Origin of the sequence: Brevibacillus gelatini, from assembly GCF_003710935.1 — a bacterium.
GTDB classification, from domain to species: domain Bacteria; phylum Bacillota; class Bacilli; order Brevibacillales; family Brevibacillaceae; genus Brevibacillus; species Brevibacillus gelatini.
This window is the reverse complement of record NZ_RHHS01000017.1, coordinates 252,226-264,146: the sequence shown is the minus strand read 5'-3', so window position 1 is coordinate 264,146 and position 11,921 is coordinate 252,226. Positions and strand designations below refer to the sequence as shown.

Here is an 11,921-nt window from a genome sequence, read left to right as displayed (position 1 = left end):
ATAATGGGACAAGATGACCAAACACCAGGAGAGGAGTTTCTTATGACGAACCAGGCATTATTCGCCATTGGCATCTTCTTAGTCACGTATGCCTTTATTATTAGTGAAAAATTGCACAGAACCATCGTTGCGATGAGCGGCGGGATTCTGATGGTGCTGTTTGGCATCGTCACGCAGGAGCAGGCGATTCATCACATCGACTTCAACACGCTTGGCCTCCTGATCGGCATGATGATTCTCGTCGCTGTAACAGCGCAAACAGGTGTGTTCAAATACCTGGCCATTCGCGCAGCCAAGCTGGCAAAAGGCAAGCCGATCCGCATTCTCGTCTATTTGAGCATCATCACCGCTGTCGCTTCTGCTTTTCTGGACAACGTAACGACAGTGCTCTTGATCGTCCCGGTTACATTCAGCATCGCCAGACAGCTTAAGCTGAATCCGATTCCTTTTTTAATCAGTGAAATTATCGCCTCGAATACAGGGGGAACCGCAACGTTGATCGGCGACCCGCCGAACATCATGATTGGAAGCTCCGTTCCCGAGCTGGATTTCATGGCATTTTTGCTGAACTTGAGCCCGATCATTGTCATTATCTTGGCCCTTACCATCTTGTGCCTTGTGCTCATCTACCGGAAGCAATTGCAGACTTCTCCGGAGCTAAGTGCGAAGATTATGCAATTGAACGAACGCGATGAAATTACAGATACGACCCTTTTGAAAAAATCGTTGACTGTCATGGCTTTGACGATTATCGGATTCATGCTGCACGGCGCCCTGCATCTTGAATCTGCTACGATTGCACTCACTGGCGCTTTCCTGCTTCTCCTCATCACCGGAGAGCATTACCTCGAGGACGCGATCAGCAAAGTCGAGTGGAATACGATATTCTTTTTCATCGGCTTGTTTGTCCTCGTATCGGGTCTGGTGGAAACAGGCGTCATCGCCGAACTGGCGAGCCAGGCGATCAACCTCACTGGTGGTGATTCGCTGAATACGTCCCTGCTCATTTTGTGGTTAAGTGCGATTGCTTCGGCGTTTGTGGACAACATTCCGTTCGTTGCCACAATGATCCCGATGATTAAAGAGATGGGCGCACTGGGCATTACCAATCTCGAGCCACTTTGGTGGAGTCTCGCTCTCGGCGCCTGCCTGGGCGGGAACGGAACACTCATCGGCGCCAGCGCCAACGTCATCGTCGCCGGACTTGCCGCCAAAGAAGGCGAGCATATCGGTTTTGTCAGCTTCATGAAGGTGGCATTCCCGCTGATGATTATGTCGATTGTCATTTCCCATCTGTACATTTACTTGCGTTACTTTGTTTGGTAAACGGGCTTTAGGCCTCGCCCCTGCGCTCGAGCCAAAGCAAACCAAAAGACTCCGTCGCTTTTCCTAGCGATGGAGTCTTTTTTCTATGCCGTGCATTTGCGTTACGTCAAGATGTCCAAAAGACCGCGGACATCATCCAAAATGTAGTCGGCTTGCACTTCTTCAAATTTGCTGCGGGCCTCCTGGCCAGACAATCCGGTTAATGTCGCCGCGAATCGGCAGCCGATGGAGCGAGCCGCGAGGAAATCGGCCAACGAATCTCCCACAATCAGCAGTTCCTCGCCATTTGTGAGCGGCAGCGGGTATTGGAGCACGTCACGGTCCGGAGTAGTCAAGCCGAGCAAGCCTTTTACATAGGAAAAAGGATGCGGCTTGGACAAAGGGACGTAGTCCGGGCAGTTTGCCTCTGCTTCGAGCACATGAGTGGCGGTCACTACCCGCTCGGGATCAAACCATTGCAACAGGCCCATCGCGCGCAAAGGAACGTGTGTTTCGATGCTTGGGCGGCCTGTTCCTATGCCCAGTGTGTACCCGCGTTCTTTCAACGTACGGAACAGCCCGATCATGTCTTCTGGCGGCACAATCGGAATTTCGTCTGTCAAAAAGCCCTTTTTGCCTGGCTGCATCGTTTCACGCCCAATCGATGCCGCCACTTGTTCATCACCCAAATACCATTCCTGAAACGTTTCTTGCACCAATTGCCACAGGACGCAGTTTGGCGAAAACATCGCGGTTTCCACTCCGCACCGCTCGCGGGCAAGCTCGTTCAAATACAACAGCATGTCTGCCTTTTGCGCTGAACTTTTGGCAAAGTCAGGGAGAAACGCAGCGTAATCGACCTGAAAATCAGGAGCGTAGGCGTTTGCCCACTCGCGCAGTTGGGCAAGCTGTGGTCGCTCAAGCTGAACGGTAAGCAGGCTTGCCGCTTCCGGCACTTGCGGCTTGAGCACTTCGACCAAACGGATCAGCTGATAGGAAAACGCGAGGAAGACCATGTCCCAGTTTGAATTGATGCCGCGAGATTTGATGAAATTCAGCACTTCATCGTGTGCAAACACTTGCTCACGAACACGCCTGATGATCGCTTCACTCGGGGCCGGAGTAAAGGTATCTCCCTGCAACCCGACGTAGCCCGGACTGAACAAAAGCTCCCATACCGTCAGAGCGGACGCATCAAAGTAGCGTTCTTCGCTGAGCAAAACCCCATCCACATCAAACAAGATCGTTTTTATCATGGTCTCTTTTACACTCCTAGTTGTTTTTCGCCTGTTCGGTCATGGCAATCGTAAAGGTCGTACCCTCTCCCAGCTTGCTTTGCACGCCAATGGTGCCACCGTGTGCTTCGACGATGTTTCGCGCGATGGCAAGACCAAGTCCGGTTCCGCCTACGCGCCCGCGTGTCCGGGCCTTGTCAGCCTTGTAGAAGCGCTCGAACACAAACGGCAAATCTTCTTGCGGAATGCCGCTGCCCGTGTCGCTGATCTCGATCAGCAACGTTTTGTCACCGCGCGCGCGGATGGTCACACTTCCACCGCTCGGCGTGTGCCTGAGCGCGTTGTCGATCAGGTTCGTCAGCACCTGCTCCATCCGATCCGGATCGATATAAACTTCCCTGTGCGATGTCGTCATTTCCAGCAGCAGGGAAATTCCGCGCTCCCGGGCAAGATTCGTGAACTTGCGCTGGATGCGCTCCAAATACGGGCGCAGCTCCACAATCTCCTGAAACAGTTCCACGTGTCCGGCTTCCATCCGCGCCAGACTGAGCAGCTCATTGACCAGCTTCGTCATGCGCACAGACTCGTCGTAAATGATTTGCGCAAGCTCCTTGTGCTCTTCCGGCGTTGTCGCAATATCGTCGACAATCGCTTCACTGTAGCCTTGCAGCATGGACAGCGGTGTGCGCAGCTCGTGCGAGACATTCGCCACGAAATCGTTGCGCATTTTGTCCAGCTTTCGCTCCTGGGTGATGTCGCGCAGGACGGCTACCGCCCCGCGGATTTGCTCGCGGTCGTTGAGCGGCACCATGACAAGCGCCCAGATGCGGCCCTGTACAGGAATGTCCTCCCTGACCTCCTGCCCCGTTTGCACCACCTGCTGGTAAAAAGCAAACAGCGGCACCTGCTCATCCTTATGCTCAAACTCCCAATCGCGCAAAAAGCGTTCTGCAGGCGGGTTCGTGACGGCAATCTTCCCGTTGACGTCGATCATGACCACCCCGTCGACCATCGAGCGCAAGACGCTTGCAAGCTGCTCCTTTTCCTTGGACAGGGCGTCGACGAGCTGATTGAGCTTGCTCGCCATCGTATTGAACGATGCCGCAAGCTCACCTGTTTCGTCCGTCGTCTTGATCGGAACCTCCGCGTGAAAATCGCCTTCCGCGATCCGATGCGCCGTCTCCTTCATCTGCCGCAGCGGAATCGTAATTCGCGAAGACAGAAAGAACGCAAAGACAGTGGTAGAAACGAATGCAATAACTCCGACGATAAAAATTAAAAACCGCACTTCATTTACGGTATCATCAAAATCTTCGATAGCCTGATACATCACGACGGCACCCGGATTGCCCGGTGTGACCTCCAACGGCACCGCCACCGCCAGCATTTGCACACTGTTCATGTGGTCGTTCGAGTTGTTCGAAGCGACCGGCAAATAAATACGCTGCGGGGCGGGATGCTTCCCGGCCAAGGCGTCTGCCAGATGCAACTCCTGGTCTTTCAGCAGTTGCTCGACCGGAATGTCCGGCAAACCCACGCCTTCACTTTTTCCAATGACCTGGCTGTCTTTATCCAGTACCACCATTCCGGTATGATGCACAAGACTAAAGGTCGAAGCCATCTCCAATGCTTCCAGCTTGTCTTCGCTCGCTTCCAGTCCTTTGGTCAATCCCTCTGCCAGCTCCTGCAAATTTTTCGTCTGGCGGTTGCTGTAAAAGCTGTCAAACGACTGCACGAGCAACAGGCTGAAGATCGTCAAAACGAGCGCAAACAAAGCGATGATCGTCATCCATAGCTTTCCGACTACACTGCGAAAAATAACGTCCACTTATTTCGGCACCTCAAGCTTGTAGCCGACTCCCCAGACGGTTGCGATCATATTGGCCGCTTGCGGAGAAACCCGGTTCAATTTTTCACGAAGTCGCTTGATGTGCGTATCGACCGTGCGCAAATCTCCGAAAAACTCGTAATGCCAGACGTCCTTGAGCAACTCTTCGCGCGTAAACACTTTGTCCGGCGACAGGGCAAGGTAGTGCAGCAGCTCGTATTCTTTTGGGGTGAGGCTCACTTCCTGGCCGCTGGCAATGACTTTGTGCGCGTCATGGTCGATTGTCAGCTCAGGGAAAACAAGCACAGAGTGGCTGTTAAACGTCTCCGTCTTCAAGTAAGCGGTAGCGGAGGAACGGCGAAGAATCGCTTTCACGCGGTACACGACCTCGCGCGGGCTGAACGGCTTGACAACGTAATCATCGACTCCAGCCTCAAAGCCATGCACGCGGTTTGTTTCCTCGCCTTTTGCCGTGAGCATGATGATCGGGGTCGCCTTGAACTCGCGAATGCGCTGGCATACTTCGATCCCGTCCATTCCAGGTAGCATCAGGTCGAGCAAAATAATGTCGTAATCGCTGCCGACAGCCATCTCGACAGCCTGCTCGCCGTTGTCTGCTTCGTCGATGAGGAAGTTTTCTCTTTCCAGATACATTTTCAGCAGACGGCGAATGCGCTCCTCATCATCTACTACGAGAATACGTGCCATTTTTTCCATGTTTCACACCTCTTGGCCTCATGATAATGGTAAATCGGTTTGAAGATAGTCCAAAAAGCTGGCAATATTACCAGCTTTTTGGAAGGCTATGTTACACGCCTGCATAAGAGTGCAAACCGGCAATGACCAGATTGACCACGACCAATGTAATTAAAATGATAACGAATCCGATGACGGACATCCAGGCTGATTTTGCACCAATCCAGCCGCGCGACAGGCGCAGATGCAAATACGCACTGTAAAACAGCCAGACGATGAGTGCCCATACTTCTTTCGGGTCCCAGCCCCAGAAGCGTCCCCATGCTTCTTCTGCCCAAATCATGGCAAAGATCAAGGCGCCCAGGGTAAATACCGGATAACCGATACTGATGGCGCGATAGCTGATCTCATCCAGCAGGTCAGGCTCGATGCCTTCCAGGGATGGCTGGATCACAGCGCCGAGACGCTTGCGGAAGATCAGCCGAAGTCCGCCATACAGGATCACACCTGTTAAGACCGACCAGAGCATCGTATTCATTTTGCGCGCCGCGTCCTTCCCTTCCATCCATGTCGGGGCTTCGAACCACGGATTCATCGGCCCGGCCTGAACGATTTTCGAATCGGCAGGAGCGACGATCGCCGGCATGGTGTACTCGACCCGTACCTTTTCCATCTGTCCAATCGCGTTCATCTGCTCCTTGTTCATTTCAAAAACCGTCTTTTGGTCCATGCGGGAAAACGTAGATTCCATCAAAATGAACCCGACCAGCATCAGCACGACAGCCAACACGCCCTCCAGCCACTTTGTGCTGCGCGTAGAAATATGCTGCGGCACCGTGCGGATCAGATACATCAGCCCGGCTGCAAATCCGACTGCGAGAATGCCTTCACCAAGCGCCGCTGTCGTCACGTGAATGTGCAGCCAGTAGCTCCGTAAAGACGGAATCAGCGGCGTTACTTCCTTCGGGAACACGTAGGAATACGCCAGCATGATGACCCCGAGCGGCAGGACGAACGCCCCGATTACCGTCAGCTTGTAGATGCGGTAAATAATCAAATAGGCCAGGATAATACAGTAATCCAAAAAGGCCATAAACTCAAACATGTTGCTCGTCGGGCTGTGTCCCCCGCCAATCCAGCGGGCAATCACATACCCTGTCTGTGCCAGAAAGCCAATGACCGCAAGCCAATAGGCAATCCGTCCATAGCGTTCCTCATGTTGCTTCGGATCGCGTCCCGCCCAGTTTTTCCCCGTCATCGCCACGACAAACAAAACCGACGAGATCACGTACAGCAAAAACGCAATATCCAGTAACCAGTCACTCAATTGTATGAGCTGCACGTCGAGAGTACCCCCTTGGAGTTTTTACGCCTTCGTTTTTTCTTCGATGGTTACAGGGAGCTGCAACTGGTCAACCAATCCGTCCACTTCCCTGCGAAGTCCGAACCAGTTTTTGTTCGTATGGGCTGCCAGCAAAACCGTTTCGTCCTGCGTCTGCACCCAGATGCGGCGATGCTGCCAGAAGAAGCCCATCACAACGCCGATCATAAAGATAAACGAGCCGAAGTAGATGAGCGGCACAGCCTTGTCGATCCGTACATTCAAGCCGGAGATGTCGACCAGATCGGGCTTTTGGAACGTCAGATTGAAGCGGGCATCCTCTTTTTGCGTCAAAACGGAGCCTTGCAAGTAGACCAGCTTCTCGCTCACTTGCGCGGTTCCATCGACGATCTCCAGTGCCACCATCGGATTTTTGGGCAGGTTGGTTTTCGTAGCAGGCTTGCCGTCGCTTCCCATGATAAAGTCCGGGAAGTAATCCAGGACCCGCACCTTGATTCCGGCTGCAACCTCCTGCTCTGCTTCCGGATTGTACAGATCGAACTTGAATGCTCCCAATTCCTTGTTCCCGTTTTTGGCATCAACCAGAACAAAATTGAGAGCGCCAAGCTGCATTTCCTGTACCCCTGACTGGTAAATCGCAATATCTCCTTCTATCATCGGATGGTTGACGACAATCGGGCCTTTTTGCACTTCTACCAGTTCCGGCTTTTTGCCCGGTACGTCCGCGTTTTTGTTCAAATACAGGACAGCATCGGTCTGGAAGTTTTTCGGGATTGCGCCCCCGTTCAACTCCAGCTTTTCCGGCATTTCTTCCTCCGACCAGTACGTCGTCTCGTAGTTCTCGCTTTTTATGTAGTAGGGCGTCGATGGAATGGCAACGGTTTGTCCCTCGCGCACCCAGACGTACTCGTCCAGGTAAAAGCCGGGGATGTTGCGCATGAGTACACCGATCAGAAACAGGATCAAGCCGATATGATTGACGTACGGGCCCCAGCGGCTGAAGCGGCCTTTTTCCGCCATGATCGCCCGCTCTGCCCGGAAAATCCGGTAGCCTTTTTTCTTCAGGGCCACTGCCGCACGATCCAACAGCTCTGCCTGATCTGCTTCCGGCGCAAGCTCACCTTCGCCAAACAGCTTCTGTCCCTTCAAAAACGACTTGTGCTGGTTGAGGCGCGGCTTGCTGAGCGCCTTGTAGAGCGGAACAACCCGGTCGAGACTGCAGATGACCAGTGAGGTTCCCAACAGGACGAGCAACGTCACGAACCACCAGGAAGAGTACAGATTGTGAAAGCCCAGTTCGTAGTAAACGGTCCCCAGCGTTCCGTATGTTTCCGTGTAGAACCGTGCTACATCTGCTTCTGTCGGCACTGGAACAGGTATGTATTGCTGCTGTGGAAACACCGTCCCAACGGCAGAAGCAACCAGTATAACGATAATGATACCGATTGCAATTTTGACCGAGGAAAACGCATTCCAAATCCGGTCGATCCACTTTTTCGAGTACGTCTGGGAACGCCGTGCCATCCCTTCGTAGCGCATGTCGGGAAACTGTGTCTGTTCGAATACTTCCACATCCAACGGTTTCCCGCACGATTCACAGAGCAGCGTTCCGACGGGATTCGTATGTCCACATTCACATTTTCGCTGATCCATAATGCTCCTCACTTAGGCAAGATTTTGGACAGTTTGTCCGCAATCATCGCTTCATTTAGTTGTCCGATGAAAATTTCCTTGACTTCACCATCAGGCGCAATGAAAAAAGTCGTCGGAATCGGACCAATCCGGTACAGCTTCGTAATTTGCGACTGGCGGTCCAGCAATATCGGAAATTCGACGCCAAATTGCTTCACAAACGGCTCTACCGCAACAGGTGACTCGCCGATGTTCACCCCGAGTACGACCAGCCCTTTGTCCTTGAACTTGTTGTACTGCTCCTGCAAGGCTGGCATTTCTTTTTTACAGGGCTCACACCATGTCCCCCAAAAGTTGAGCACGACACCTTTCCCTTTCAAATCGTCGAGGGCCAATTCCGGTCCATTCAGTTGCTCCAGACTGAAATTCGGGGCTGCTCTGCCTACTTTTACGGCATCCGGGTCCTTCACAAAACTGGAATAGAGAGCAAAGACCAGGGCGACAAGCAAAAGGCCCAATACCGCGATCCTGACATATGTACGATTGCTTTTGTTCATGATGCCCATACTCCCATCTCCTGCAATTCAATTGCAGACATTATCCCTTCCATTATAGCGTTCCTGGATTTTCCGCCAGCGCATAACTTATGAACAGATTTTGAACGAATCACGTTTTGGCCCCTCTGCTGCGCCTGTTTTGAATCAGTCCCTGTCTCAGCTTGTCTACCTCCTGCCGCGACAGCGGACGGTACTGGCCAGGCCGCAAGCCTTCCAGCGTCAAAAAGCCGAGACGAATGCGCTCCAGCGTCAACACGGGATGGCCGATGGCGTCGCACATCCGGCGAACTTGCCGATTCCGCCCTTCGTGGATGGTCAACTCGATGAGCGCCTTCGCATTGCCTGGCTCTGCCTTCACCAGTCTGGACGCCCCCGGCGCAGTCATGCCATCCTCCAGACGAATCCCGGTCGCGAGTTTTTTCAGCTTGTCCGGGCTTGGCACGCCTTTGACCCAGGCGCGGTACACCTTGTCGATCTCGTAGCTCGGGTGGGCGAGCTTGTTTGCGAGGTCGCCGTCATTCGTCAAGAGCAGCAAGCCTGACGTATCATAGTCGAGACGTCCTACCGGATAGACGCGCTCTTTTACTCCTGTCAGCAAGTCTGTCACGACCCGCCGTCCGCGGGGATCGGAAACACTGGTGATAACGCCAGTCGGCTTGTACAGCAAATAGTAGACATGCTGCTCCAGCACGATTTCCTTTCCTTTTACCGTAATCCGGTCGGTGGCCGGATCGACCTTAACCCCTTGCTCGCGAACGACCCGGCCATTTACCTGCACATGTCCCTGTGCGATCAGTTCCTCACAATGCCGGCGAGAGGCGACTCCAGCATGCGCCAATACTTTTTGCAAACGTTCCATTGTTGGATCACCTCTACAACATCATACCCATTCTTACCAGTGTGGACAAGAAAAAGGGAAAAACTTCCCCATCGTTCGAGGAAGTTTTCTCATCCGGCTTGTTTGTATGTGATTCAGGAGAACACATAGGTGACGATCAGCAAGGAAAAAATGACCCCTGCCAGGTCCGACCACAAACCTACTTTCAAGGCGTAGCTTGAATTGCGAATGCCGACTGCGCCGAAGTAGACGGTCAGTACATACAGCGTCGTGTCCGTACTGCCTTGCATCGTGGCAGCCAATCGGCCGATAAACGAATCCGGCCCGTATTGGGCGATCAGATCGGTCGCAATCGCAAGCGAGCCTGTTCCGGTCAGCGGGCGCAGCAGGGCAAGCGGAACGAGTTCCTCGGGAAAATGCAACACATCCAGCACTGGCTTGATGCCGCGCAACAGCAAATCCAGCGCTCCCGACTCGCGAAACATGTTGACTGCGACCATCATCGCAATCAGATGAGGCAGAATGCGGATGGTCGTGGTCAGCCCCCCTTTTGCCCCTTCGACAAATGTTTCGTAAACCGGAACCTCTCTCTTCCACCCATGTAACAGGACAAACGCGATCGTAACGGGAATCGCCCAGAGCGAGATCAGGGATACCCATTGGTACATACGGTTTCCCCCTAATTGTGACGTCGTAAGTGACGGTAGCGATACCAGCGGTCGATGAGCAGCGCCACGATGGTAGCCGCAAAGGAAGAGACAAGGGTCGTACCGACAATCTCCACCGGATTGACCGAGCCGTACTGCATGCGGATGGCAATCATCGTGGTGGGAATGATCGTGATGCTCGCAGTGTTGATCGCAAGCAGTGTACACATGGCCGGGGAGGGGTGCTGCTTATTGGGGTTCAGCTTTTGCAGTTCCTCCATGGCTTTCAGTCCCATCGGCGTCGCTGCGTTGCCAAGCCCGAGCAGGTTGGCGCTCATGTTCGACAAAATGTAGCCCATGGCAGGGTGCCCTTTTGGCACATCGGGGAACAGCAGCTGGATGATCGGCGACAAAAGCTTCGACAAGAGCGCGAGCAGCCCTGATTTTTCCGCGACCTTCATGATGCCCATCCAGAAAGCGAGCACACTGAGCAGGCCGAAGCATACCGTGACTCCTGTTTTTGCCCCCTCAAAAGCGGCGGCATTGACCGCTTCCATCCGTCCCGTGACGGCTGCCACCACGATGCTAATGACAATCAGTCCGAGCCATATGACATTAAGCACTCCACAGCCCCCCTGCCACAATGTCCCAGAATTGTTTCCAAAACGCATAGGCGCCCGTCAGCGGCTGGCTGCTCGTCGGGCTATCCACGCGGACGAGCAGCGGAACCTGCCCGATCATTTTTTCCTTCAAATAAAGCTGCAGAAAACCGACGAGCTGCCCATCCATGTCAGCCGTAATCGTCGATTGTCCCATCACCACGCGTTGCTTGATCGCCGCTTCCTCCGCCGTCTGGAGCGGATAGGAAAACGCATTTTGTGTCACGAGATGAGCCCCTGTCGCCATCGGAAGAGGCATCTCCGGACGGATGTCCTGCCCCGCACCGACTAGCTGTTTCACCGGAAACTGGGCAAATCCGTAGTCCAACAGCTTTGCCGAATCGTTCCAATCGTCCGAAGCGTTCAACGTAATCGTCGCCAACTGTCTTCCGTCGCGAGTGGCCGATGCAGCAAGGCAGCGCTTGGCCAGCTTGGTATACCCGGTTTTGACGCCGTCCGCTCCATTGTACAGGTGCAGCATCTTGTTTTTGTTGATAAGCCTTCTGTCCCACTCCTCGCCTTCCCAGGAGATGTCCTTGACCTTTGTGGATACGATCTGCCGAAAGACGGGATTGCGCAAGGCGTAGGCAGACAGCTTCGCCATATCCTCCGGTGTGGAGTAATGCTGGTTGCTGTCATCCAGCCCGTGCGGATTGGTAAAATTCGTATGCTCCATTCCGATCAAGGCGGCCTTTTCATTCATCAAATACGTAAAGCCCTGGACCGAGCCGCCGATATGGGTGGCAATCGCAACCGCCGCGTCATTGCCGGAGCGCAGCATCAGCCCGTAGAGCAGTTCTTCCAGCGTCAGCTTTTCCGAGCGCTTCAGGTAGATGGAAGATCCTTCCACCCCCACCGCTTCCGGCGGTACAGTCACCACGTCGTCCAGCTTCCCGTTCTCAATCGCGACAATCGCCGTCATCGTCTTTGTCAGACTGGCAATCCGCATTTTTTTGCTGCCGTTTTTCGAGTAGAGAATCCGCCCGCTGGCTACATCAATCAGCGCCGCCCCTTCGGCAGACAGGCTTGGCGGCGCTGCCGCGTCTGCAACAGATACCGGAGCCAGCAACAGCTGTATAAAAAGAAAAACGACGAGTCCGCCGGACAGAAGTTTTCGCACGTTCATAAACTTCCTCCCCATCCCAAAAGTACACCACCGATACACAGGTTTGTACATATATA

The 11,921-nt window shown here is 53.6% G+C and carries 11 protein-coding genes; 1 reads left to right on the top strand and 10 read right to left on the bottom strand.

The features are described from left to right. Window positions 1-42: 42 nt before the first annotated feature. The gene (locus EDM57_RS07760) at window positions 43-1,326 is read left to right on the top strand and encodes an ArsB/NhaD family transporter (RefSeq protein ID WP_122904186.1); all 1,284 of its coding nucleotides are present in this window, start codon (window positions 43-45) and stop codon (window positions 1,324-1,326) included. A 101-nt stretch (window positions 1,327-1,427) separates the two neighbouring features. Here the strand turns inward: EDM57_RS07760 and EDM57_RS07755 are convergent, their stop codons facing one another. The 10 genes from EDM57_RS07755 to EDM57_RS07710 form a co-directional block, all read right to left on the bottom strand. Continuing rightward, on the bottom strand, window positions 1,428-2,561 hold the full coding sequence (locus tag EDM57_RS07755; protein WP_122904185.1) for an HAD family hydrolase: 1,134 nt from the start codon (window positions 2,559-2,561) through the stop codon (window positions 1,428-1,430). A 16-nt stretch (window positions 2,562-2,577) separates the two neighbouring features. Then, window positions 2,578-4,368: an ATP-binding protein gene (locus tag EDM57_RS07750; RefSeq protein WP_122904184.1), complete on the bottom strand. Its 1,791-nt coding sequence runs from the start codon at window positions 4,366-4,368 to the stop codon at window positions 2,578-2,580. Beyond that, window positions 4,369-5,085, bottom strand: coding sequence for a response regulator transcription factor (locus EDM57_RS07745; RefSeq protein WP_122904183.1), 717 nt, complete (start codon window positions 5,083-5,085; stop codon window positions 4,369-4,371). A 91-nt stretch (window positions 5,086-5,176) separates the two neighbouring features. Continuing rightward, window positions 5,177-6,406, bottom strand: coding sequence for a cytochrome c biogenesis protein CcsA (gene ccsA / locus EDM57_RS07740; RefSeq protein WP_122904182.1), 1,230 nt, complete (start codon window positions 6,404-6,406; stop codon window positions 5,177-5,179). A gap of 24 nt (window positions 6,407-6,430) precedes the next feature. Further along, window positions 6,431-8,059: a cytochrome c biogenesis protein ResB gene (resB, locus tag EDM57_RS07735; protein WP_122904181.1), complete on the bottom strand. Its 1,629-nt coding sequence runs from the start codon at window positions 8,057-8,059 to the stop codon at window positions 6,431-6,433. Between the two features lie 8 nt (window positions 8,060-8,067). Next, complete coding sequence (resA, locus tag EDM57_RS07730) at window positions 8,068-8,595, bottom strand: thiol-disulfide oxidoreductase ResA (RefSeq protein WP_122904336.1); 528 nt, start codon at window positions 8,593-8,595, stop codon at window positions 8,068-8,070. A 109-nt stretch (window positions 8,596-8,704) separates the two neighbouring features. Next, window positions 8,705-9,454, bottom strand: a complete 750-nt coding sequence (locus EDM57_RS07725) for a pseudouridine synthase (protein WP_122904180.1) — start codon at window positions 9,452-9,454, stop codon at window positions 8,705-8,707. A 113-nt stretch (window positions 9,455-9,567) separates the two neighbouring features. Continuing rightward, window positions 9,568-10,101 (bottom strand): spore maturation protein, encoded by a 534-nt coding sequence (locus EDM57_RS07720; protein WP_122904179.1) that lies wholly within the window; start codon window positions 10,099-10,101, stop codon window positions 9,568-9,570. Window positions 10,102-10,112: 11 nt separating this feature from the next. Then, on the bottom strand, window positions 10,113-10,703 hold the full coding sequence (locus EDM57_RS07715; RefSeq protein WP_122904178.1) for a nucleoside recognition domain-containing protein: 591 nt from the start codon (window positions 10,701-10,703) through the stop codon (window positions 10,113-10,115). After that, on the bottom strand, window positions 10,696-11,865 hold the full coding sequence (locus EDM57_RS07710) for a D-alanyl-D-alanine carboxypeptidase family protein (protein WP_122904177.1): 1,170 nt from the start codon (window positions 11,863-11,865) through the stop codon (window positions 10,696-10,698). The genes EDM57_RS07715 and EDM57_RS07710 overlap by 8 nt, the downstream gene beginning before the upstream one ends. Between the last annotated feature and the right edge of the window lie 56 nt (window positions 11,866-11,921).

Bases quoted from the DNA above. Each gene is read 5' to 3' on its own strand.
- EDM57_RS07760 (WP_122904186.1), top strand. From the start codon at position 43: ATGACGAACCAGGCATTATTCGCCATTGGCATCTTCTTAGTCACGTAT.
- EDM57_RS07755 (WP_122904185.1), bottom strand. From the start codon at position 2,561: ATGATAAAAACGATCTTGTTTGATGTGGATGGGGTTTTGCTCAGCGAA.
- EDM57_RS07745 (WP_122904183.1), bottom strand. From the start codon at position 5,085: ATGGAAAAAATGGCACGTATTCTCGTAGTAGATGATGAGGAGCGCATT.
- resB (WP_122904181.1), bottom strand. From the start codon at position 8,059: ATGGATCAGCGAAAATGTGAATGTGGACATACGAATCCCGTCGGAACG.
- resA (WP_122904336.1), bottom strand. From the start codon at position 8,595: ATGAACAAAAGCAATCGTACATATGTCAGGATCGCGGTATTGGGCCTT.
- EDM57_RS07725 (WP_122904180.1), bottom strand. From the start codon at position 9,454: ATGGAACGTTTGCAAAAAGTATTGGCGCATGCTGGAGTCGCCTCTCGC.
- EDM57_RS07720 (WP_122904179.1), bottom strand. From the start codon at position 10,101: ATGTACCAATGGGTATCCCTGATCTCGCTCTGGGCGATTCCCGTTACG.
- EDM57_RS07710 (WP_122904177.1), bottom strand. From the start codon at position 11,865: ATGAACGTGCGAAAACTTCTGTCCGGCGGACTCGTCGTTTTTCTTTTT.